The sequence below is a fragment of the Roseivirga sp. 4D4 genome (assembly GCF_001747095.1).
Lineage (GTDB): Bacteria > Bacteroidota > Bacteroidia > Cytophagales > Cyclobacteriaceae > Roseivirga.
This window is the reverse complement of record NZ_MDGP01000001.1, coordinates 3936115-3960350: the sequence shown is the minus strand read 5'-3', so window position 1 is coordinate 3960350 and position 24236 is coordinate 3936115. Positions and strand designations below refer to the sequence as shown.

General features: G+C 41.8%; 21 protein-coding genes. 6 read left to right on the top strand and 15 right to left on the bottom strand.

Annotated features, from left to right (window positions below; genetic code table 11):
- Window position 1: 1 nt before the first annotated feature.
- The 9 genes from deoC to BFP97_RS17245 all read right to left on the bottom strand — a co-directional run bounded on the left by deoC (window position 2) and on the right by BFP97_RS17245 (window position 9938).
- Window positions 2-661, bottom strand: a complete 660-nt coding sequence (deoC, locus tag BFP97_RS17285) for a deoxyribose-phosphate aldolase (RefSeq protein ID WP_069843620.1) — start codon at window positions 659-661, stop codon at window positions 2-4.
- Window positions 651-1865: an NAD(P)-dependent oxidoreductase gene (locus BFP97_RS17280; RefSeq protein ID WP_069843619.1), complete on the bottom strand. Its 1215-nt coding sequence runs from the start codon at window positions 1863-1865 to the stop codon at window positions 651-653. Before BFP97_RS17280 ends, deoC begins: the two co-directional genes overlap by 11 nt.
- Before the next feature lie 47 nt (window positions 1866-1912).
- The gene (locus tag BFP97_RS17275; protein ID WP_069843618.1) at window positions 1913-3256 is read right to left on the bottom strand and encodes a lanthionine synthetase LanC family protein; all 1344 of its coding nucleotides are present in this window, start codon (window positions 3254-3256) and stop codon (window positions 1913-1915) included.
- Window positions 3257-3339: 83 nt separating this feature from the next.
- Complete coding sequence (locus tag BFP97_RS17270; RefSeq protein ID WP_069843617.1) at window positions 3340-4155, bottom strand: LytR/AlgR family response regulator transcription factor; 816 nt, start codon at window positions 4153-4155, stop codon at window positions 3340-3342.
- A gap of 17 nt (window positions 4156-4172) precedes the next feature.
- Window positions 4173-5291: a glycerate kinase gene (locus BFP97_RS17265; RefSeq protein ID WP_069843616.1), complete on the bottom strand. Its 1119-nt coding sequence runs from the start codon at window positions 5289-5291 to the stop codon at window positions 4173-4175.
- Between the two features lie 3 nt (window positions 5292-5294).
- On the bottom strand, window positions 5295-6851 hold the full coding sequence (locus BFP97_RS17260) for a sodium:solute symporter (protein WP_069843615.1): 1557 nt from the start codon (window positions 6849-6851) through the stop codon (window positions 5295-5297).
- Window positions 6848-8242 carry an MGH1-like glycoside hydrolase domain-containing protein gene (locus BFP97_RS17255; protein WP_255399564.1) on the bottom strand — a complete coding sequence of 465 codons (1395 nt, stop codon included), beginning with the start codon at window positions 8240-8242 and terminating at the stop codon, window positions 6848-6850. Before BFP97_RS17255 ends, BFP97_RS17260 begins: the two co-directional genes overlap by 4 nt.
- Before the next feature lie 46 nt (window positions 8243-8288).
- Entirely contained in the window at window positions 8289-8897 is a 609-nt protein-coding gene (locus BFP97_RS17250; RefSeq protein ID WP_170827499.1) for a GyrI-like domain-containing protein, read from the bottom strand.
- Window positions 8898-8987: 90 nt separating this feature from the next.
- The gene (locus BFP97_RS17245) at window positions 8988-9938 is read right to left on the bottom strand and encodes a helix-turn-helix transcriptional regulator (RefSeq protein ID WP_069843613.1); all 951 of its coding nucleotides are present in this window, start codon (window positions 9936-9938) and stop codon (window positions 8988-8990) included.
- A gap of 47 nt (window positions 9939-9985) precedes the next feature.
- On the opposite strand from BFP97_RS17245, the gene BFP97_RS17240 reads away from it, so the two are divergent.
- The 4 genes from BFP97_RS17240 (at window position 9986) to BFP97_RS17225 (ending at window position 16348) form a co-directional block, all read left to right on the top strand.
- Window positions 9986-10576, top strand: coding sequence for a methyltransferase family protein (locus BFP97_RS17240; protein ID WP_069843612.1), 591 nt, complete (start codon window positions 9986-9988; stop codon window positions 10574-10576).
- Window positions 10573-10758, top strand: a complete 186-nt coding sequence (locus tag BFP97_RS17235) for a hypothetical protein (protein ID WP_069843611.1) — start codon at window positions 10573-10575, stop codon at window positions 10756-10758. Before BFP97_RS17240 ends, BFP97_RS17235 begins: the two co-directional genes overlap by 4 nt.
- Window positions 10759-10875: 117 nt before the next feature.
- Complete coding sequence (locus BFP97_RS17230) at window positions 10876-13089, top strand: CRTAC1 family protein (protein WP_170827498.1); 2214 nt, start codon at window positions 10876-10878, stop codon at window positions 13087-13089.
- Window positions 13082-16348, top strand: coding sequence for a VCBS repeat-containing protein (locus BFP97_RS17225; protein WP_069843609.1), 3267 nt, complete (start codon window positions 13082-13084; stop codon window positions 16346-16348). The genes BFP97_RS17230 and BFP97_RS17225 overlap by 8 nt, the downstream gene beginning before the upstream one ends.
- A 3-nt stretch (window positions 16349-16351) precedes the next feature.
- Here the strand turns inward: BFP97_RS17225 and BFP97_RS17220 are convergent, their stop codons facing one another.
- From BFP97_RS17220 to BFP97_RS17210, 3 genes are all read right to left on the bottom strand, one after another.
- Entirely contained in the window at window positions 16352-16555 is a 204-nt protein-coding gene (locus BFP97_RS17220; RefSeq protein ID WP_069843608.1) for a hypothetical protein, read from the bottom strand.
- Window positions 16556-16557: 2 nt separating this feature from the next.
- Window positions 16558-18072: a glutamate--tRNA ligase gene (gene gltX, locus BFP97_RS17215; RefSeq protein WP_069843607.1), complete on the bottom strand. Its 1515-nt coding sequence runs from the start codon at window positions 18070-18072 to the stop codon at window positions 16558-16560.
- Window positions 18073-18133: 61 nt separating this feature from the next.
- Window positions 18134-18517 carry a RidA family protein gene (locus BFP97_RS17210; RefSeq protein ID WP_069843606.1) on the bottom strand — a complete coding sequence of 128 codons (384 nt, stop codon included), beginning with the start codon at window positions 18515-18517 and terminating at the stop codon, window positions 18134-18136.
- 39 nt (window positions 18518-18556) lie between these two features.
- Between BFP97_RS17210 and BFP97_RS17205 the strand changes: the two genes are divergently transcribed.
- Complete coding sequence (locus tag BFP97_RS17205; RefSeq protein WP_069843605.1) at window positions 18557-19219, top strand: 3-hydroxyacyl-CoA dehydrogenase family protein; 663 nt, start codon at window positions 18557-18559, stop codon at window positions 19217-19219.
- A gap of 28 nt (window positions 19220-19247) precedes the next feature.
- Here the strand turns inward: BFP97_RS17205 and glmS are convergent, their stop codons facing one another.
- From glmS to BFP97_RS17190, 3 genes are read right to left on the bottom strand one after another with little or no spacing between them, the layout of a single operon-like run.
- Window positions 19248-21083 carry a glutamine--fructose-6-phosphate transaminase (isomerizing) gene (gene glmS, locus BFP97_RS17200; protein WP_069843604.1) on the bottom strand — a complete coding sequence of 612 codons (1836 nt, stop codon included), beginning with the start codon at window positions 21081-21083 and terminating at the stop codon, window positions 19248-19250.
- 43 nt (window positions 21084-21126) lie between these two features.
- Complete coding sequence (locus tag BFP97_RS17195; protein ID WP_170827497.1) at window positions 21127-22422, bottom strand: DUF4270 family protein; 1296 nt, start codon at window positions 22420-22422, stop codon at window positions 21127-21129.
- A complete protein-coding gene (locus tag BFP97_RS17190; RefSeq protein ID WP_069843602.1) occupies window positions 22415-23227 on the bottom strand; it encodes a glycogen/starch synthase in 813 nt (270 codons plus the stop codon). The genes BFP97_RS17195 and BFP97_RS17190 overlap by 8 nt, the downstream gene beginning before the upstream one ends.
- 139 nt (window positions 23228-23366) lie before the next feature.
- On the opposite strand from BFP97_RS17190, the gene panC reads away from it, so the two are divergent.
- On the top strand, window positions 23367-24215 hold the full coding sequence (panC, locus tag BFP97_RS17185) for a pantoate--beta-alanine ligase (protein WP_069843601.1): 849 nt from the start codon (window positions 23367-23369) through the stop codon (window positions 24213-24215).
- Window positions 24216-24236 lie beyond the last annotated feature (21 nt).

Genomic DNA, 24236 nt, shown 5'->3' with positions numbered 1-24236 from the left:
ACTAATCTCTATCGGCTAGTTCGGCCATTATTTCGACACCAGACGAAGTACCAACGCGGTCGGCACCGGCAGTGACCATAGCATTTAAAGTGTCGAGATCTCTGATACCACCTGAAGCCTTAATCCCAACATTGGATGGGGCATTTTCTCTCATTAAGGTGATGTGATTTGTTTGTGCTCCTGAAGCCGCAAAACCTGTAGATGTTTTAACAAAATCAGTCCCCGCCTCACAAGCCAGTTTTGTTGCTGTGATGATCTCTTCCTCCGCGAGATAGGCAGTTTCTAAGATTACCTTCATTATACAGCTCGATTGATGTATCAAATTGGCACATTTAGCCAGCTCGATTTTCACCCAGGGCATACCTGATTTGAAAGCAGAAATATTCATCACAATATCCAATTCCTGGGCTCCATCCTCTATGGCCGTTTCTATCTCGATTAATTTGCTCTGCGTCATTTGATAGCCCAGAGGAAACCCAACAACAGTTACGAGTTGGACATCATGATCCGCAATTTCTCTAGCTGCTCTTTTTACCCAGAAAGGCGGAACACATACGCCTACAAATCGATGATCGATTGCCTCTTGGACTAACAAGTCTATATCCTTGTCGACCAAATTAGGCTTAAGGTCAGTATGCTCTATATACCGATTAATGTCCATCTACATAGTCTTGTAAATAGGAGTACCGCTCAGTAAGCTGACCATTCTCGGTGATAGAAGCCCTGGCGATAATCTCATCAGTATCTTCACCAATGAGGTTGGGAAGAATATGTTTCAAGAATTCTTTGCCGAAATCTTCTGAGGCATTACGTGGTAATTCACATGGAAGATTATCTACTGCCATTACCGTGATATTCCCCTCATCAGCAAAAGGTGACTCCACACGATCGTTACTCGGGTTGAAGTCGTAGATCGGATCATCGATGGTACTCGGCTGCTTAGTAGAAGGAATTGAACCCTCAATATCGCATGTAATATCCGCAACAACGCGCAACTTAAAATCTGGTTGAAGCGCATCGTGTCTGGTGAATAGCACTGGTGCCTTAGGATCCCAAAATGCTCCTGCGATCAATATGTCAGCCTTTTGAGCATAGCTTAGGAAAGATGATTTATACTGACTTGGGTCTGAATAGAATTCATCCCTGTCAAAATCAGCACCATCTATTCTCTGATTATAATCTCTAGTATTCAATTGGGCATAGACGGCTTCATCAAAGTATTCGTTCACAAATTCTGCAGGACTCACTTTCCTGATTCCCATTCCATTGAGTACTTCCATAGCACCCTTTGAAACGCGACCTCCGCCCGTCAATGCTATTTTAATCGCAGGCAATTGAACCTTCGAATATTCCGTCTTCATATCCTCCAAGTCAAAGCATTCATGTGCAGGACGTAGCTGAAAGAGATTATAGCGTTTGCCGAAGGTTAGAATACCATTATAGGCTCCTACAATTCCAGCATATCTACCGAAAGCGATAAGCCTCTGATTATTCTTATTAGTTAGGCATTCCCAGTCGATCAGTTTGATTTTCTTCTTAATGATTTCCTGCAAAAGGCCTCTGTTATATTCCTGCATTTTAATGGTATGCGAGAAAAAGAAATGGGTCTTTCCCTCAGAGAGCATTGGAATTGGAACCTCCTTGACGCCTAAAATTATCGCACAGTCTGACACGTCATCCACCATTAATGCGCCAGCCGCCTCATATTCATGATCAGGAAAACAACGAATATCACTGCGTTGACATTTAATCTGAATGTTTTCGTAGGTAGCCAATATCTCCTTGACCTGAGCCGGTGTCAGAGGTACTCTCCGATCAATCGGTACTTTGCCCTCTTTGATGATGCCTATGCTGATAGATTCCATGGAGCAAAAATATAAATTATGCGCCAAGCTTCTACATCTAATAGCAACTAGAACGGATCATCTACGAACCTAACCGAAGGGATTTTATCATTTGACAAGTAATACTGGTTCAAATACAAAAGTCCATACCCTACGTTGCCATAGAAAAACCCATTGAAAGTAGTGACACTTCCTGCATTTGACATGAACCCAAAGCGCGGGATTGGCCAAGAGCGACCGTTTTCCAGGACCGATTTAGAAGTGATATAATCAATGACTTGTTCAGAAAAAACGAGATAGCTTTCATCCCGAGTTATTCTATATATCTCTTGAGCAAATGCCCCTACTCCCGCAAGTCCAAATCGCTGATCTGTAGAGAATGGCTCCTTCCCGAAGCCCTCTTTAGGAGTAGACAGTGGATTGCATGACATAATTCCTCGATAACAGGCTTCGGCTTTTCTCAACCACTTGCTATCTTCCGTAACATGATACAACTGAATGAAGAGACGGCCTACTCCTGCAGGACCATGTGCCCAACCTATGTCATACGGGCGGTTCCAGCCCACATCAGGAAAACCGTATGGAATAAGATAAACCTCGTTATCAGTATGCGCAATACTATCCAGGTAATCTATAGCGCTCAGGGTTGCAGTTAGAAACTTTTCTTCTCGAGTTTTCTCATAGAGCTTAGTCAGAAAATAGGCGATGCCTGCATTGCCATGTGAGAAATTGGGAAGTGTAAATCCCCCATTTTGACCACGTTTCCAGAATAGTCCTGCCTCATCATTCTGAGCTCGGCTTATCAATGTTTCGCCTGCACGAACTGCCATGTCGATGGCTTTGGAGTCGGCCAATTCTTCTCCACCATATAAAAGGAAAAGTCCCGTTCCTGCTAAACCGCCTAAGACGTCATTCCCGAGGTCCCAAGAAATTGTATCGTTCGGGTTGTCAGCAAAATGTTCTAAAACCGAGATAACAGAAACCGCAGCATCCTTGAATTTGGACTTCTTCGTTGCCTTATAGAGCTCGGTCAAAGCAAAGCCAGGGGCACATACATTGCCATATGGGCTAAAGGCCCAGAACTTGCCTTTCAGTGAATCCGTCTTTTGCGGCAGGTTGTCTAGGAGATACTGACCGATCTCTTCTGCCCTATCCAGATATACCTGATCTCCAGTTGCATGATATAGTTCCAGATAAAAAATCAGTCCCCCCGACATCCCATCTGAAAAGGACAAGGAGACGTTCTCAGGTTCATCACTGGCATCGGGCCAAACATTCAAGCCATCAGCTTCACGCTGCAACCAAGCCTCGGTTTCCAAAGCCAGTTTTAGGTATTTGGATTCTTCTTGCACACAGGAAATCAAAACTACCGAGATCAGAAAAATCAATCCTAAACAAGTTTTCTTGAGCATATCGTTTTTTTGACAAAAACAGGCGTAGTACTATGTCTTCAAAGGAAATATTCGTGAATAGGGTCAAAAAGTACGCGAAAGATTCAATTCGGCTTGAACCTTGATTTGTAGGATTCACCGAGTTTTAATTCTCTGCCGTCAGAAAGAACCACAAATGTACCTTTGGGTCCTTCTGATTTTCTACAAATACTCTTTACATGACTTTTATTGATAAAATATGAGCGATGGGCTCTACCAAAAACATCCGGGGGCAATTTGGTCTCAAGTCTCTTCATCGTATCACTAATCAAATGGTAACCAGTTTGGGTGTGGACCTTCTGGTAGTGATCAAGTGCCTCAATCCATAAGACATTATCAAATTCGACATAGAATAGCCGTCCATTCTCGCGAATTTCAAACCTCTTCATAAGGTCTTCCTCCTTTCTGGAAGCGTTCACTCGCCCCTTGAAGTAATAGGTAGCTATCAAGATTATCGCCCAATAAGTCAAAAGATGGATATGGACAACATTCGTGAGGTACTTAGTGAGAAAACGATTGAGGATTGGTACGGAAGAAAGGTCAATACTGAAAAGAAGCAGGTTGCAAAATAGCATGTGCGCCCCCACCATCAGTAGGGAAAAGCCTAAATGGAAAAGGTAGTATTGGTTAGTTCCAGATAATGGAAATCTACGGGCTAGCCGTAATAAAAGGGGTGTCGTAAAGGCAAAACTTCCATAAACAATGAGATTATAAATCAGGCTGAGCTTCAGAGAAAACTCTTCGTTCGTAATGTTCTTAAAATAATTCTGGCCCCAAACGATCAGCGATACGACAATCAAGATCAACAAAACGAGACCTGTCAATTCGATCTCTTTGGTATTTCTGTTCACCAAAGGCGATAAGCTCGTTGACTTTGACATAGCTTTTTATACTCGATTCAAGGTTTACGGGTTTTGAAATTCTGAATCAGGTCAAGTACCCTGCTCTCAGTCAATTCACCTGCGTTTTCCAGTGCGTAAGCTAAGGTGATGTCACTCGTCAGTAGACTTTGAATGTCAAATACTTGTCCTCGCAGTAATTCTCGAGTTTCTTCTTCCACAAAACCACAAATTATACCAATTGGTATATATTCTTTTTGACAAACCTTGATAACGCCAGAGATAACCTTCCCTTCCAATGATTGGCCGTCAAGTTTACCTTCTCCGGTGATGACCAAATCCACATCTTTTGAATTCTCATCGAAGTTTACAATCTCCAGAATGGTGTCAATTCCTGATTGCACTTTCGCATCAAGAAAGGACATAGCGCCATAACCCAAACCGCCTGCCGCTCCTGAGCCTTCTTGATTTTCATTTTCGTTGTTCAAAAGATTGGCAAGGTTAGTCAACCCGTAATCCAACTGTTCTATTGCCTCGCCATCCGCCCCTTTCTGGGCGCCATAAATGTAAGCCGCTCCTTCCGCACCAAGCAGTACATTTTTAACATCTGATAAAACTGTGAATTGCACCTTGTCGATTCGATGGTGTCTATTGCTTTGGTTTATAGCTACTATATCTGCTAAGCTTCCACCAACTGATCGAAATTCAACATCAGTCCCCGTCTCAAATTCATAACCCAAAGCCTCGGCCATACCAATGCCTCCATCATTGGTGGCACTTCCGCCAATCAACAGAAATATCTCTTCAGCACCATGATCTAGCGCATGCCTGATCATTTCTCCAGTTCCATAGGTGGTGGTATTCAATGGATTTTTCTCTGACTCATTCAGTATTTGTAAACCCGAAGCCAAAGCCATTTCAATAAATGCTCTTGATCCATCTCTAAGATAATAAGCATCAATGGGCCTGAACAATGGATCGCTTACTGTCAACGCTACGCGATCTATCGATAAGGCTGATTCCAAAACATCAAGTGTCCCTTCTCCACCATCGGCTAAAGGAAGTAGAATAGTTTCTATCGATGGGTCAAAACTTTTCAGCCCCTTGTCTATAGCCTTACATACTTCTTTCGCAGTCAAGGAGCCTTTAAACTTGTCGGGGCAAACCAGTATTTGCATAGACTAGAAAAAGTAAGGAAACAGGACGGATATAACCACTATGAGCACAAAGAAGCCCAAAAGTGCATAAACACTCTTCTGCCGGAAGTTTATAGGTTCAATAGAAATCCCTTCACCTGATGATCCTGGTTTCAGTACACTTACCAGATAAGCCACTACAAAGGCTACAACTGCACCTATAGCATTCCACCAAAACCAAAAGATATCCGGCACAGCAAGCCACAAATAAACATTGAGCCCAACTCCTGTCAACAAACCAGCATTAGCACCAAGACCATTTATCTTTTTGACTAGAATCGCTGCAACAAAAATGGCGAGTATTGGTCCGAAGGACACCGACCCCACTTTGTTAATCGCCTCGATAACCGTATCCGCAATATCCCCTACAAAGAAGGCAATCACTACACAAACCGCTCCCCAAAACAATGCTGTAAACTTGGAGAGCTTCATATACTTGCCCTCATCCAAATTCTTTCCACGCGCAAATAAATCCTCTACAGAGGCAGCGCTTAATGAATTTATAGCTGAGCTTAAAGAAGACATAGCGGCAGAAAAAATAGCAACGATGAGAATACCTATCACACCATTTGGTAAGTAATCCCTGATGAAAATTGGAATCATCCGGTCGGGTTTGTCACCGGGAATCAAAGAAATAAAGTCAGTTTGGGATAAAGCCAATGTACCAATAACAAGCCCCATGATACAGTAAGCCAGCGTGATCGGAAAGCGCATCACGCCATTAGCAAGCAAGGTCTGTCTCATCGTCTTTTCACTACTGGCAGAAAGGAGGCGCTGCACTTGGCTTTGATCCGTTCCATAATAAGAGGCATATAGAAAGAACCCGCCCACTAACATCGGCCAAAAGCCAAACTCATCGCCACTAAATCCGAAGGAAGAAAAATCAACCGCAGTAAGTCTTTCAGTGTCGACTTTATCCAGGAAGTTACCCCAACCCCCGAGGTAATGAAGTCCAAAGCCAAGACATACTATGATTCCCACAAAGAGGATGATCATTTGTAACATGTCGCCATACACCACGGCTTTCATTCCACCCTGCAGGGAATAAATCATAGTGACAATACCAATAAGCACGATGCTTTGCCACATAGGTATACCCATGACGCTCTCCAAAATGATGGCCACTGTGTATATCATCACACCAGTGCCGAACGCACGACTCACCTGAAAAACCACACTTAACAGCACCCGTGTACTGCTATCGAATCTTCTCTCCAGAAACTCATAAACAGACACAATACCCGACTTATAAAAGGTAGGCACGAGCACTACCATCAAGAAAATCATAGCAAGAGGTACTGCAAACTCGTAAGTAAGCCATATCATACCTCCACCCTGTTTCAAGCCAACGAAGGCAGGAGCTGAAATGAAACTAACCGCTGACAATTGGGTTGCGGCAGTACTCATTGCCAAGGGAAACCAGCCAAAACTTCTGCCTCCCAGGTAATAGTCATTTTTGTCTGATTGATTCTTAAAGCGATAGCCGAGGTATAGAAAGCCACCAATGTAAATGATGACAACTGCGTAGTCGAGGAAATTCATGAATTAGCGATAAAGTCTAAAACGACCGCTGCGGTCCAAGAAAAATGGTCTCCTCCATAACCATGTTCCAATTGATCCGCGACAGATTTTCTGGGGTCGAAGTATTCGTGAAAACCTAATTTATCAACTAAATCTAAAAAATCCGATTTTACATGATTTGCAGTCCCTTTGAATCCATAACGATCTAAGCCTTGGTACACGAGCCAGTTCATTTGAGGCCAGATGGGACCTTTCCAGTACTTTCTCGGGTTGAAGATCCAATGGTCCGGATCAAAACTGGGCATCACTCTAAAGCCTTCAGGTCGATCGGCCAACGTTTCTATATATTCTTTGAGCACTTCGGCTCTTTCATTCGAAGGCACCCCTGCATAGAGTGCCGTATAGGCTCCAATCTCTCTTAGGGCTATATGCTTTTCATTTTGAAGATCATATGGAGCATATGTACCCAATGCTTCTACCCATAACTTGTCCTCAAAAGATTTCCTACTCTGTGTGTTCCAATCCTGTATCTCTCGCGTATTGATTCCAAGCTCAGCACCCAGATTCATTAGGGCCTCGTTTGAACGAATGAGCATTGCATTGAACAAAGTATCCTGCACCAAAAAAGGGGACTCTTTAGCAATGGCTTTTCCATTATACTGATGCCTCTTGCCTAGTTCCATTAGATAAACATAGATGTCATAATCTCTATCTGAAGGTCTTTCTGAAGGATCAGCTTTTAGATTGTCATATCGTTTGTAAGGAGGGATATCTCCCGGCTTGATAGGGATTGTCTTTACTAAATCATCCCAAAGTGGAGAATTATCACGACCAGATGCCCAAGGATGGAAAATGAAGGCAAGGCCTTCACTCTGTGGATCACGGTATTCATAAAGGTATCTGTGTAATTGAAGAACCTTAGGGAAAAATGCTTTGACAAAACCTCTGACCTCCTCAGAGTTACGATGTAGGTTGAAAATTTTCTCAAGGATAAAGCCATGAACGGGGGGCTGTGTAATTCCTGAAGTATCTACTGCTTTAGGTGCACCAGGCACCTTGTTTGACTCCCAATACGAAGGACCAGGAAAGTAACCCTCTCGCTTTTTGCTATGAAAAATAATGTGAGGCAACATGCCATTTTCCCACTGACCTTCAAAGAGGCTTTCCAACTCCAGCATTGCTCTTTGCGCATCAAAGTGGGCAAAACCCATAGCGACAAACCCAGAATCCCAGTTCCATTGATAAGGATACAAATTGGGACTAGGCACTGTATATCTGCCTTCCCAGGTATTCTCAGTCAGGATTTCCTGGGCCGTTTTAAATAATTGCTTTGGGTTGATTTGAGGCATTTGACTGCGATGTAGATTCGGTTGGTCGGTGAAAATAGTCATCGCAGGAATAAATAAAAACACCAAAGCCGTATGCTTTGGTGCTCATCATGAAGTTAGGATTTATTTATTATCGAATCGCGTAGCGCAAGATTGTCCGAAGCTTCTCTTCAGCTACTTTTCTAGGATCACTCAAGTAGATCTCGTGATGATACCCTGCAATCTCAAAACCCTCCTGCTTGATAAAAGCATAGAGCTTTTCTAAAGAGGCCGTCTCATTGTCATAAGATCCGATGTGAAGTATTTGAGCCGAAAGGCCTTCGTGGATTTCTTCAAAGACGATTCCATGGCCTTCTGAAATCTTCTGCTTCTCTAAAAGACTTTCTAATCCCGCTCGGTACTCTGTCTCACCAACAAAGTCGGGCATTCTGAACATAATTTTCCAGTGCCAATCATTTCTGGGGGTTTCCTCGAAAGGCAATTTTCCATCTACCCACCAGAAGCCTTCCATTTTGGGAACTACAAAGTCTAACTCATTTGCTTTGCAGATGAACTTAATGCCATAGGCTAAGGCATATAGCTTCTCAAGCGATTCCGTGAAAAGGGGGGCTTCGGGGGCCGAAATTCCTGATATTGTGATGTAATTGTACGGTTCAAGATTGACTAATTGAGGTTTTGCTTTTGCCTTATAGTATTCCGGATAGTGTTTTGTTAAATCGAGTTTTTCTAATGCTACCATATTCATAATTTTGATTTTGGAAGCAATTAAGAGCACCCTAGTGACAGCCCTATGTCAGTAGGAAAAATGAATTCGAAAAATTTCTTCTAATTATGACTTGTAGTGCTTAGCCAATTCCTCAGCCCGTTCGATCATGATGGACTTGAGACTTTCTGGTTCCAATATTTCAACCGAGTCTCCCAATGAAACTAGCCATCTTGAGAAGTAATCGAGCCCTGGTACCAAGAACTTCATTTCTATTCTTCCTTCCTTTTCAACTTCACTGACAAAGCCTTGATAGAACTTTTGATTTGAAATAAGGACAGCCACTGATCTTTCAATGTTAATCACCACTTCTGACAACTCCGTGCCTCGCATCAAGTCTTGCATGAAACGATCGATCTGGTCTGACTTAAGCTCATAATTTTCATCGAGCATTGTCAGTTTCACCAAGCGATCAACCCTGAAGTCTCTGGCTGCCTTTCGCAGCCTGCAATAAGCCAACAAGTGCCAATTGCCTCCATAGTACGTCAAACCAATAGGTTCCACTTGCCGATCATTAAAGTCTCCGGTATAGTTTGAAAAGTATTTGAAACTCAGCACCCGTTGCTCTATCAAAGCATTCTGAATAGTTGCCAGAAAATTATTCGGAAAATCTTCACTCTGTTGTTTCGGTATGCTTTCCACTCTAATCTGAGACTCTAGTTTTTCTAAACCTTCCTTTTCATCGTTTTTCAAAACGCTTTTGATTTTGTACATGGCCTCGTTGAAATGCTTTTTGATCGAACTATCTGTTTGTTCTTCGATAAGTTTTGCTCCCAATACCAGGGCGTTGGCCTCTTCTTGCGAAAACATCACAGGAGGAAGGTGGTAGCCATCTAATAAAAAGTAACCAGTGCCTGCTTCTGCACCCAGAGGAACGCCTGCTTCTTCAAGCGCACGAACATCACGATAAACTGTTCTTAGGCTTATTTCAAATCGATCAGCGATCTCTTTGGCAGTGACAACCTTCTTGGATTGAAGCTGTATAAGAATGGCGGTAAGGCGGTCGATTCTATTCATAATGCTACTGACCATTAAACATAAAAAATATCCTTATCATTGCGACCATGTGGCTTGATCATAGCATATTATTCTTGGGCTGGGCAGTGTTTTACACCCTCCACAGTGCTTTGCTATTGCCAAAAGTCAAGGCAAGAATTGGACTAAAACCCAAGACTTATCGCCTGCTTTACAATTTAGTTTCGCTATTGATTATTGGGTTGGTTTTACTCGTTGGTGCTATTATTCCAAGCCCACTACTAATGGTTCCGACACCCACTCATTTCTATATTGGCCTGATGATGGCAACCCTGGGTATTTTCATTATCAAAAGAGCCTTTCGAGCATATAGCACGGGTGTTTTTCTTGGTTTTAAAACCGAGCCAGAAGATCAAAAATTGGTTATAGACGGCCTACAGCGAAAGGTGAGACATCCACTCTATTCTGGTACTGTTCTCATCTTTCTGGGGTATTTCATATACAACCCATTGCTTTCGAGCTTTGTCACACTTTTAGCATTGGCCATTTACTTGCCTATTGGCATTCATCTGGAAGAGAAGAAATTGATCCAAAAATTTGGGCAGGCCTATATCGATTACAAGAAAAGTGTACCTGCAATTTTCCCTATGCTCATCAAAAGAAAGGCTTCTGGACTATGAAGATCAAAATCGTTACACGGATCGCTTTTTTAGGCCTATCTCTAGTGCTTTTAGCTTTCCTTTTAAAACTTTTCTACCCCATAGATTTTAACATTCGGTCGGGTATGCTCGTGATCGGCTTTACGCTGATGCTGCTAGGCACTATCTGGAGAGTGGTGCTGGAAATGAATGATTCAGACTAACACGTCCCAAAAAGGTTCACTTAAGGCCTCTGAGAGACATTCACGGTGGATTTTTTAGCTATATTTGACCCCATGGGGGGAAAGCAACTAGTCGTACTATTGTCGATAGTATTCCTAATGCAAGCATGTGATTCTGAGGAGACTAAAACCGCTGTTGAGCAAAATGAATACATGGTTTCTTTGCTAGCTGCCCGGCATAGCCAAGTCAAGCCTGCAGAAATCACCTACTATTTCAACGAGAAGCGCGCTGCAGTTTTAGACTCCATGCGCCAATTCAAGAAAGATAACTTTCAGGAGTACGTTTCATTTAGCTATTGGTACATCCGTGAAGTCCTTAACAGTGGTTTTACGGAAAAAGCCATTGAAGAAGTAGATCGATTCAATGCTGAAATCTCGGGCGCGGGTCAAAAACTTGACCAACAATGGAATTACTTTTTCAAAAGGCTTGAAGCCTTGTCCTACATCCGCCTGGGAGAACAGCAGAACTGCCTTATCAATCACACATCGGCCTCCTGTATTTTACCCATCACTGATAATGGTGTTCACCAATTGAAGCTGGGTTCCCAATCTGCCATTGATATTATCGAACCCCTACTAGTCGATTATCCTGATGATCTTGAGTTGGTATGGCTATTAAATATTTGCTATCAAACTATTGGAGAATACCCACAAAATGTACCTTCAGAGTATCTGATCGCCCCTGATGCATTTGAGGATAACAATAGTACCCTGAAGGCATTTGTTGACCTTGCTCCTAATCTTGGAATAGCTTCCAAAGGGATTTCAGGAGGATCCATCGTAGAAGACCTTAACAATGATGGTTTCCTTGATATAGTCGCTTCGTCAAGCGGTGTAACCGAGAAGGATCAATTGAAGATATTCTTTAACAATGGTGATGGCACCTTTTCTGATCAAACTGTTTCTTCAGGTGTATCTGGCCTGTTTGGAGGCTTAAACTGTATGCAAACCGACTACAATAATGATGGGTTTGTAGATCTATTCATCCTCAGGGGAGGGTGGTTTGGCCAGTGGGGTCAACACCCCAATTCTTTACTCAAGAATAATGGTGATGGTACCTTTACGGATGTTACAGAAAAAGCTGGCTTGCTCTCATTTCACCCTACACAAACCGCGGTTTGGAGAGACTTTAATCAAGATGGCTGGGTAGATGTATTTATAGGAAATGAGACCACCGCAAAAGGGGTTATCGGCCGAGCTGCTCGAGGAAAAGTTCATGCCTCAGAGTTTTACGTGAACCAGAAGGACGGGACTTTCAAAAACCTGGCAGCAGAGGCTGGGCTGGAATTTGAAGAGCTGATAAAAGGCGTTACGGCTTTAGATGCTAACAATGATGGTCTGGACGATATTTACATTTCAATCATGGGGGGAGATAATATGCTCATGATCAACCAAGGTAACCTGAAGTTTGCCGATCAAGCGAAGACCTTAAATCTGACAGAGCCCTTTGTCAGTTTCTCCACTGGCTCAATGGATTATAACAATGATGGTTTTGATGACTTGTTTGTATCGGCATACACTACAAGCAATAACCCACTAGCACACGAAGTCACTTTTGAGCTACAAGGTAATTCGCCAACAGCCGCCCTACCAAAACTTTACAGAAACAATGGTGATGGATCATTCACTGATGTTACAGAAACTACTGGGTTCCTAAAATCCATTTATGGTATGGGATTCAATTATGGTGATTTGGACAATGATGGCTACCTCGATCTTTATTTTGGCACCGGAGATCCGAATTTCGAGAGCATTATCCCAAACAGGATGTTCCGCAATGTGGAAGGCAACTTTTTCGAAGAGGTAAGCTTTGCCGGAGGTTTTTCAAACATCCAAAAAGGCCATGGCATCAGTTGGGGGGACATGGATAACGATGGCGATCACGATATCTATATTACCATGGGCGGGGCCCACGAAGGAGACATTTATCAAAACCAGTTGTTGGTCAATCCGAATGAAAATAAGTCCTGGATCAACCTTCATCTAACAGGTACAATATCGAATAAGAAAGCCATAGGCGCCAGAGTACATTTGGTTACCTCTAAGGGTCAGCACCTTTATAGAACAGTATCAAATGGAGCAAGCTTTGGAGGTAACAGTTACGCTTTAGAAATTGGTCTTGGAGATGCCCAATCAATTGATTTATTGGAGATCACCTGGCCTGTAGCAAATTCAAAACAAGCCTTTCGAAATATCCCTGTCAATCAAAGTATAGAGATAGTCGAAGCAAATGACGAAATTGTAAGCCGATCACGCACAAGCCTAGATTTTTTTAAGGGAAACGATCAGATGAATCATAGTGAACATGAATAAGTCATTATTAAGATTAGCCACTTTTTTTTCATTGGCCATCATCTTCATTTCTTGCAGCGAGCCAGAGCAAAATGATGGGCTTTTCAAATTGTTAAGCCCAAGAGAGTCTGGCATTCGCTTTAACAATGAAATGCGCGAAAACAGAGAGATTAACCTCCTTAGTTTTGCACCCATCTATAATGGTGCTGGAGTGGCGATAGGCGACTTGAACAATGACGGTCTCGAGGATGTCTTTTTCACTGGAAATTTTGTGTCAAGCAAGCTTTACTTGAATAAAGGGGGTTTGAAATTCGATGATATCACAGAAGAGGCTGGTGTTGAAACAGAGGCATGGTGTAATGGTGTCTCAATCGTTGACATCAATGCTGATGGCTTTAATGACATTTATATTGCCGTATCGAACCCTGACAGTACCAAAAGGGAAAACTTACTTTTTATTAATAATGGTGACCTGACTTTCTCTGAACAAGCCAAGGCTTACGGACTGAATGACAATGGCCACTCAACACATTCTGCATTCTTTGACTATGATCTGGATGGAGATCTGGACATGTACCTTTTAACCTATGGTAATAATGAGGGTACCGATTTAAAAATGGTCAACAAAAAGATCGTTGATGGTACGGGGCTTTCCAACGACAGGCTTTACCGAAATAATGGAGACAACACTTTTACTGATGTCACCTTGGAAGCAGGAATTCTCATCGAGGGTTATGGACTAGGAGTTGCTGTGAATGATTTAAATAATGACCTCTATCCCGATCTTTACATAAGTAATGATTTCCTATTCGATGATATCGTCTACATCAATAATCAGGATGGAACATTTAGTGACATGTCAAAAGCATATCTAAAGCATACCAGCCATTTTGGGATGGGTGTAGATGTTCAGGACTTCAACAATGACTTGTTACCTGATGTGGTTCAAGTGGATATGATGCCCGAGGACAACTATCGACAGAAGAAGATTCTCGGTCCAATGCATTACGACTTCTATAACCTTTCTATCAAAGAAGGTTATACCCCGCAGTATATGCGAAATACGTTACAAATGAATCAGGGGGAAAAGGGATTTTCAGAGATAGGTCAGTTTGCTGGCATCAATGAGACCGACTGGAGTTGGGCTCCCGTCTTCGCGGATTATGATGCGAACGGAAACAAAGACCTGATCATTACCAACGGCTTTAGAAGAAACGTCACTGATTGGGATTTTCGAAACTACATTAGTGAGCAGCTGGAAATTGCCAAAGGAAAAGGAGAAGACCCTGATGAGGTGGCATTAGCCATTGTCAAAAAAACCAACGATCTAAAGCTTCCAAACTATGCTTACGCCTACAATGGAGACTTAACTTTTACAGATGTCACCACCGATTGGGGACTTTCAGCACCTACCTGGTCCAATGGAATGGCCTATGCCGATCTAGACCAAGATGGCGATCTAGACATAGTGATTTCCAATATCGATGACCATGCCTATGTCTATGAAAATCGTTTGGAACAGCAGGAAATCAAACCCAACTACTTAAAGGTAAGACTGAAGGGTACCAAAGAGAATCCCGATGGTATTGGTGCCAAAATCATCGTGGAACAGGGAGGTGTAAAGCGAACTCACTACCAATCCAAAACCCGTGGCTACCTCTCCAATGTCACATCAGAAATTTATTTTGGTTTTGGAGAGAACTTATCACCAGCAGAGGTCACAGTTATATGGCCGAATGGGCAATCTGAAACAAAGGCAGCAACTTTAAATGCCACACTGACTTTTGAAGTAGGAGATTCCGGAGATAATGTAATCGCTATCGATGAAACCAATTTAAGCTCTGGAAACCTAGCTAGTAATTACGGACTAAGTCACATCACTCCCGAAAACGACTTTGTGGATTTCTATTTCGAGCCTCTCCTTCCACATAGACTATCACAATCAGGGCCTGCATTAGCAAAAGGTGATGTAAATGGTGATAGACTGGAAGATTTATTTGTTGGTGGTTCCGCTGGGAACGCAGGATACATTTTCACCCAAACCAGTAATGGAAAATTTAGAAAAAGTCCATTAGGCGGATCAATAGACTCAGAAGACATCGATGCTACCTTCTTGGATTTCGATCAAGATGGAGACCTTGATCTCTATGTTGCTTCTGGCAGTAACGAATTTGATGCCGACAGTCCAGAGTATCAAGACAGAATTTACATTAACAATGGAAGAGGTAAGTTCAGCCTGGGTGATGGTATACTTCCAGAAATGTTGACGAGTTCGGGCTCTGTCTCAGCTTCCGACTTTGATGGCGATGGCGATACGGATCTTTTTGTGGGAGGACGTTTAGACCCAAAGAAATACCCAATGCCTGGGACTTCGTATATTTTAAGAAATGATGGAGGTAAATTTTCAGACATTACTGAAGAAGTTTCTTCTGGGCTTCAAAAAGTAGGTATGGTTACCACCTCAGAATGGGCGGACATTGATGACGACAATGACCTTGACTTGATTCTGGCCGGAGAATTTATGCCCGTCACGGTTTTTGTACAGCAGGAAGGAAAATTTACGAATGCCACTAACGCGTTGGGCTTAAGTACCTACACTGGATGGTGGAAAACAATCTATCTGGAAGATCTCAATGAGGACGGAAAGCTTGACATAATTGCCGGTAATTTAGGAGAAAATACGAAGTATGATGTTAGTATTGATCAGCCTATAAGTGTTTTTGCCAAAGACTACGATGACAATGGTATGATTGATGCCATTATGAGTTGCTTCATAGGTGGAGAAGAGCACGTACTTCACTCAAAAAGTACTTTAGAGCAGCAAGTCATCCGCTTCAAGAAAAGATATGTTAAACACGAAGAGTTTGCAAAAGCCACCTTTGCTGAGGTTATTCCTCCCGAAATTCGTGATGGAGCTTACGTGCTAAAGGCAAACACCTTTAATCACATGGTATTCTTAAGCTCTTCAGACGGGTATAAGGCTGTTATGCTTCCGAAAGAGACGCAAATAGCACCTTTACAATCGATAGTCGCCTCAGATGGCAATTTACTTTTGAGTGGAAATGACTATGGCACTGAAGTAACCGTAGGTCAGTATGATGCAAGCCATGGCTTTGTTATATCATTTGACAAGTCAAGCCAAGAGTTTGTGGTGAACAGAGATTCAAACTACCGAGCAAGTGGTAATATAAAATCTGCACTTAAACTCCAGGTTGGTAATGAATCCATCATTGTCCATGGAGCTAGTGGTGAGGGTCTCTACGTTAGTCGGGTAAACTAGAGGTTATTCCTCTTCTTCGCCTTGAATCTCATCAAGATCGTCACGATCTCTGAGTTTCTTATCGTCAACGTTCTTGTTCAAGAAGTCATTGATCTTATCAATGGAAAGGGAGTTTTGTATTTCTCCGAATGAATCTATATTCACTTCAAGCCCATCCAATTCTGGAGCTACTTTCGGCTTTTCTTGTTGTTCCTTCTTCTTTGCCATGGTTAATCGTTTAATGTGATTGTGCCTATCGCTCTTTCGATTCTACTGACAACCTCAGCAGGACCCAATATCTCTATGATGGCCATTAAATCTGGCCCTCCAGCCTGACCTGTAAGTGCAAGTCGCAATGCTGGCATTACTCTACCCAAAGGAGTTTCATCCTCTGCAAGATAACGCATTAAAACATCACGTGCTTCCTCCCTATCAATCTGTTCCAAACCTTTTAGATGAGAAGCAAATCCAGTCAACTTATCTACAGCCAGTTGATTCCACTTCTTTCTAACGGTTTTTTCATCATATGATTCAGGAGTTGCAAAGAAAAAACCACCCGCCACAATCATATCTTTCACAAAAGTCACGCGTTCTTTCAAGGCACCTGCAATTGAAATGGCCTTACTTTCATCAATCCCCTCTCCTAAGAGTGTCATAAATTCACTTGCAAGCTCCTCATCAGACCTTGACTTCAGGTATTGCTCATTGAACCACTTTGCTTTTTCGATGTCGAATTTTGCACCAGCCTTATTGATCTTTTCTAAACTGAAAAGCTCGATAAGCTCATCCATTGAGAAAATTTCTTTTTCACCACCAGGGTTCCAACCAAGTAGCGCCAGAAAATTGATAAAGGCATCTGATAGATATCCTTCCTCTTTGAACCCCTTTGAAAGCTCGTTTGTAGCAGGATCTACCCAATTCAATGGAAAAATCGGGAACCCTAATTTGTCGGCAGCTCTTTTACTCAACTTACCATTTCCATCAGGTTTTAATAGGAGTGGTAAATGGGCAAATTCTGGCTTTTCCCAACCCAGATATTCGTAAAGCATAACATGCAATGGAGCGGACGGAAGCCATTCCTCACCTCTGATCACATGGGATATTTCCATTTGGTGGTCATCAACAATATTGGCAAGATGATATGTTGGCATACCATCTGATTTTAACAATACTTTGTCATCCATGGTAGCCGTATTCACAACAACCCAGCCACGAACAAGGTCCTTAAACCTTACATCTTCATTCCTTGGCAGCTTGATACGAACGACATAAGGATGCCCTTCGGCGATTAAATTGTCCACCTCTTCCGCAGACAAAGTCAATGAATTTCTCATTTGCATCCGAGTGATGGCATTGTATTGAGGGTTAGCTACGCGCGCTTCTTTCAATCGTTCCCTCATAGCGTCCAACTCCTCTGGAGTATCAAATGCTATATAAGCCTTGTCTTCAGCGATCAGTTGATCGGCAAACGCTTTATATCTTACTTTCCTTTCAGACTGTTTATAAGGACCATAACCTCCACCTGCTTTTACTCCTTCGTCTGGCGAAATGCCAGCCCATTCAAGAGCGTTTTCAATGTAAGACTCTGCACCGTCAACAAAACGGTTTTGGTCCGTATCTTCTATTCTGAGTACAAAAGTTCCGTTATGTTTTTTGGCGAATAGATAATTGTACAGGGCCGTCCTTACACCGCCAATATGCAAAGCTCCTGTAGGGCTTGGAGCAAATCTGACACGAACACTCATATGCTATAATTTAGGCCGCAAATATAGGAAGACTTATCAAAGTGGCTTCTCTTTCATGTGCTTATAGCTCAACAGCAATACAAGATATCTCAACATTTACATCCTTGGGCAATCGAGCTACTTCAACAGTCTCTCTAGCTGGCGGGTTATCTTTAAAGTACATTCCGTATGCTTCATTAATTGTTGCAAATTGGTTCATGTCCTTTATAAAGATTGAGCACTTGACCACCTGGCTAAAATTCATTCCAGCTTCACTAAGTACTGCCTCAATATTCTTCATCACTTGGTGAGTTTCCTCGGTAATGTTCTCATTTATCATTTCACCAGTAAGTTGGTCGAAAGGAATTTGACCCGATACGTAAAGGGTATTACCGGCTTTTACCGCTTGACTGTATGGTCCGATGGGTGCCGGGGCATTCGCACTTGTAACAATGATCTTTGACATGGTCTAATAATTAATACTTTTGTGTCAAATTACTCAATTATGAAGATTCTGGTTATTGGTACTGAGGGAGATTTCGCTGAATTCGAAAAAAAGTTTGGCGCTACGAATGATTTGACTTTAGATACTAACTATCAGTTCCACTCCTCTTTTCCTGCTTTTGATGCGATCTTCGATTTTTTCGTTGGTGACGAACCAGAGTTATTCTCCAATTACCAAGAAAGTGAGGGTTTAACCCTCTTCATTAATTCTCCTAAAATCTCCTTGGCTGAACTGTCCTATTTTCAAGAAAAGGAGTCGAGTAACACCGTCTTTGGATTTAATGGACTTCCTACTTTTATCGACAGAGAGATATTAGAAGTTAGTCTCCTAAACCAAGACAATCTTCAAGAACTACGAGACATTTGTAAAGGAATAGGGACAGACCTTGAAATAGTTGATGACAGAGTAGGTATGGTAACCCCGCGAATAGTTTCTATGATTATCAATGAAGCCTTTTATACAGTGCAGGAAGGTACCGCCACAAAAGAAGATATAGACCAAGGAATGAAACTTGGGACCAATTACCCCTATGGCCCATTTGAATGGTGTAACGTAATCGGTGTTCGAAATATCTATGAGTTGCTCGAGGCCCTCTATGAAGACACCAAAGAGGAGAGATACAAAATCTGCCCTCTGTTGAAAAAAGCCTATCTATCGGCATAAAAAAGGAAGTTGAACTCCCTTTTTAATGCTATTCTACGGTAACCGACTTGGCCAAGTTTCTAGGCTGATCAACATTACAGCCTCTCATAACCGCAATATGATAAGACAAAAGTTGAAGCGGTATTACTGATACAAGTGGCATCAATGCTTCATGTGTATGCGGCACTTCAATAATGTGATCTGCGATTTCAGCAATCTCAGTATCTCCTTCCGTCACCACTGCAATAACTTCTCCCTTTCTAGCTTTTACTTCCTGAATATTCGAAACGATCTTCTCATAAGAGGAGTCTTTAGTTCCAATAAATACCACAGGCATGTTCTCATCAATCAAAGCAATTGGCCCGTGTTTCATTTCTGCAGCTGGGTATCCTTCAGCATGGATATAAGAGATTTCTTTCAGCTTAAGTGCCCCTTCAAGTGCTACTGGGAAGTTATAGCCACGACCTAAGTATAGGAAGTTAGTCGCATCTTTAAATTTCTCAGAAATCATTTCAATCTGAGGGTTTAAATCCAGGCACTTTGCAATCTTATCAGGAATAGACTCTAACTCAACTAGTAATCCTCTAAAATCACGCTCAGACAATGTACCTTTCTTCTGGGCGATCATTAGTGCCATCATTGTAAGCACAGAAATTTGTGCAGTAAAGGCCTTAGTACTGGCAACACCTATTTCAGGTCCGGCATGGGTATATGAACCGGCATGGGTAGCTCTAGGAATAGAAGAGCCCACAACATTACAAACGCCAATAATAGTGGCTCCCTTCGACTTTGCCAATTCAATGGCAGCCAGTGTGTCGGCAGTCTCACCAGACTGAGAGATAGCAATAACGATATCTTTCTCACCCACAATAGGGTTTCGATAGCGAAACTCAGATGCGTATTCGACTTCTACAGGAATACGGCAGAATTCTTCGAAGATATATTCGGCTACCAATCCAGCATGCCAAGATGTGCCACAGGCCAAAATCAAGATACGGTCTGCATTTAATATCTTGTTAGTATAGTCGTGAATTCCTCCCAAGTGAAGGTGACCTTCTTTTGCATTAAGCCTTCCTCTCAGGCAATCACCGACAGATTTTGGTTGTTCAAAGATCTCCTTGATCATAAAATGATCATACCCACCTTTTTCAATTGCCTCTAACTCTATGTCTACCGTTTGGACATAGGGCTTCATTTCTACGTCTTCGATATTCTTGATTGTAAGATTATTGTCTTTGATAATGGCGATCTCCTGATCGTCTAGGTAAACGACCTCGTTCGTGTATTCTATAATTGGGGTGGCATCTGAGGCCAAGAAAAATTCATCTTTCCCCAAACCAACCACTAAAGGACTGCCTTTTCTGGCCGCAATTAATAAATTAGGATCTTCTAACGAGACAATCGCGATAGCATAGGCACCTACAACTTTATTCAAGGCAAGTCTTACTGCCTCGGCCAAGTCCACTTTAGTATTTAGGTAGATATCCTCGACAAAATTTATGAAAACTTCGGAATCTGTTTCGCTTTGAAAGGTATACCCCTTAGATAGTAAATCTGTCTTTAGAGCAGCATAGTTTTCAATAATACCATTATGGATCATTGCTAATTTTCCACCCATAGAGACATGCGGGTGTGCGTTAGTATCATTGGGCTCACCATGGGTAGCCCACCTCGTATGACCTATGCCAATTGAAGAACTTAGGTCTTTGTCTCTGGCAAAATCATGAAGGTCAGCAACCTTACCTTTTTTCTTGTATACATTCAAGTTACCATTCAATAGTGCCACCCCAGCACTGTCGTATCCACGGTATTCAAGTCTTTGTAAACCCTTTATAATAATTGGGTAAGCTTCTCTTTTTCCTATATATCCAACAATTCCACACATAGTTTTATCCGCCTTTTTCGAAAAGTAATAATAATAAGAATGGCTACCTCAGTTGAGAGAAGAAAATCTTAATTTCAAGGTTGTCAAGTTCCAGAGTAAAGCCATTTGTAGACAAATTCATATTTGCCGGATAAATGAAGACATCATTCCGTCTAAATACATCATTCAAATAAGCCCTTACATAGGATGTAATTGAGGCTGTGTAGGTTCTATCGGTCTCATTATACCTTAACTGAAGAGGAAAATTCTGTGAGATAATGTTCACACCATCCTCCTGAATTGCTCTGAGTGCCCCACCATCACTAATTACCGTATTCCTATCATCTGTGATTAAAAGAAGCAAAGTGGTTGGTGGAGAAACACCTGCAGGTAATTCTCCAATGGGGCCTATAGTCATCTCTGCTAAGTTTACTATTGCCCCATCATTCACATTGGCAAACCGTTCTAAGTCCGATAAATCAAGCTTAGTGACTAATCCAATTCCCGATTGAACTACCAGCTGTGAAACCTGATTGTACTCCACACTAGTTTCTTGAACGAAAGCAAAGTTTGTCGCTGAGCGATCGGAAGTGAAATGATGAAAACTTGGCTGTGCCACACCAGTCATTGTGATGGTTCGGTTAGCAATATTTCCACTTCCATCGGTAAGCGGGACAGAATAATAGAAGACCACCTCAAAGTTAGCTCCGGTATTTATCCCAAAGATATTTTCGGAGCTACCCTCATGTCGAAGGACAAAGCCCGGAAAAAATGCGTCAAAAGCTGTCTGGGTATCGAATGTGGCGTTGTCATCTCTAATACCATCAAAGATTTCCTGAGCCCAGCTTAACTCAGCATCAATACTATAAACAGAGTCGAAATTATCAATCTGTACATCTCCGGAAGCAATTAGTTCATTTGATTGAATTAACTCACTTCTGGTTATATACCTATCAGATGGAAATGCTTCGCCAATTTTATAGGCTCTTAAGTTAAGAGCTCTATTGACAGCAGATGTATCATAAAGAAAATTGATCCCAAAGTTAATCTTAACGGAATCCAGAATATCATCAGCTGTAAGTACAGGATGACTATTCTCGTTGAGGTCTAGCCCGATATAACCCTTGGCAGTCATATCGCCAAAATCAGAGCCAGAATGCTCTCCGACAAAAATGCGCGATAGGTTGGCTGAATTGATGGAATCAAGCCATACAATACCAGTACTTAATGAAATATTCTCTGAATTGAATTCGATTGGTTCTACATCATCAGAACTCAATCCGAAATCACCCTTCTCCTCACAAGAATTAAATATAATGAGGCTCAGTAACAGAGCCCCATATATTCTAATCTTAGCCAACAAGTTCATTATATAGGTTAAAATAGGAGTCTAAAAAGTTATCGTCCTTTTCAATTGTACTTACAGTTCTACCTTGTTCAATTTCGGTAAACAAGTTATTCAAGCTTTCACTGGCTTCTTCCTCTGCCCTAATCACGGCATCGGCATATTCAGCTCCTGTCTTGATGAAACCAGCAAAATCAGCTGATTTCAAATTTTGCAACATACTATCGTCAATATCCATCATCTTAACTTTGTCCAATAGATCATCTTTGAACTGGTGCGCAAAGTCATTATTATAAATAGTGAAGACAGAACGTGTATTTTGAAAGATTGGATCGTTCTTATAGGTAGTCTTTAGATACATTGGAATAAGACTAGTCATCCAATCATTACAGTGAACGATGTCAGGTGCCCAGCCCAATTTCTTGACGGTTTCTAAAACTCCCTTACAGAAGAAAATGGCTCTTTCGTCATTGTCTTCATAGAAGTTATCCTCTTTGTCGTAGAAAACGGTCTTTCTATGGAAATAGTCTTCGTTGTCTATAAAATAGACCTGAAGCTTTGCATTAGGAATCGAAGCAACCTTGATAACAAGTGGCTTTTCTTCCTCTCCAACAGCGATATTAATCCCTGAAAGTCTAACTACTTCGTGTAAACGATTCTTTCTCTCGTTAATGAGCCCAAAACGTGGCACTAAAATTCTGATCTCCATACCCCTCTCCTGCATGGCTTGAGGTAATTTTCTAACAAAGTCTGACACCTCAGACGTTTGTAGAAATGGCTGAATTTCACTTGCAACGTACAGAATTCTTAATTTTGACATACTTAATGGAAATTAAATGAAATCTCTTCTTTGAAAAAGAGCCACAAAATTACGGAATTTGGGTCAAAAATCATTCAATTTTACAGAAAAAGGCTATATGTTGTCTCTCGGACAGCGTTAATTACCGTTAAAAGTCATTATGAATATCTGCAAGACCATAATTGAGGTTAGAGACGTACTTCAAGGTATTAGGTCTGAAGGCAAGTCCATTGGGTTTGTGCCAACCATGGGGGCTTTGCATCAGGGACATCTTTCATTGATTCAAGCGTCAAAGGAAAATTGTGACTTTACGATCGCAAGTATTTTCGTAAATCCTACCCAATTCAACAATCCTGAAGACCTCAAGAATTACCCCAAAACTCTTGATGAAGACGTAGAGAAATTAATAGGTGCCGAATGTGATGTTCTCTTTCTTCCCGATGGTCAGGAAATCTATCCGAGTAAACCCCAATTGAAAATTTCATTTGACGGCATAGCCGATCAACTAGAAGGAGAATTTAGACCTGGACATTTTGATGGTGTAGCGTTGGTTGTCTCCAAGCTTTTCAACATCATTCAACCTAATCACGCATTTTTTGGACAAAAAGACCTTCAGCAGTTCTTCATAGTCAAATCGCTGGTCGATCAATTGAATTACCCAATCCAATTAAACATGGTCTCCACAGCCCGGGAATCAAATGGCTTGGCCATGTCATCAAGGAACATGCGCCTTTCAGCAGCCGAAAGATCTGACGCTGCCTTATTACATCAGTCCTTGAGAATGGCTCAAGAGAGGCTATTACAAGGAGGAAATATCAAATTAGTCAAAGAAGAAGTTCAAGAACTATTCGATGTTTCTGAGCGTTTAGCACTTGAGTATTTTGAAATCATCAATACCGATGATTTCAAAACCACGGACGCTACTAAAGAGAAAAAAAAAGTCGCTTTGTGCATAGCCGCGAATATTGGTCAGGTTAGATTGATAGATAACTTGATGTTAATTTCTTAGTTTTGCGCTCGTTTTGAGGAG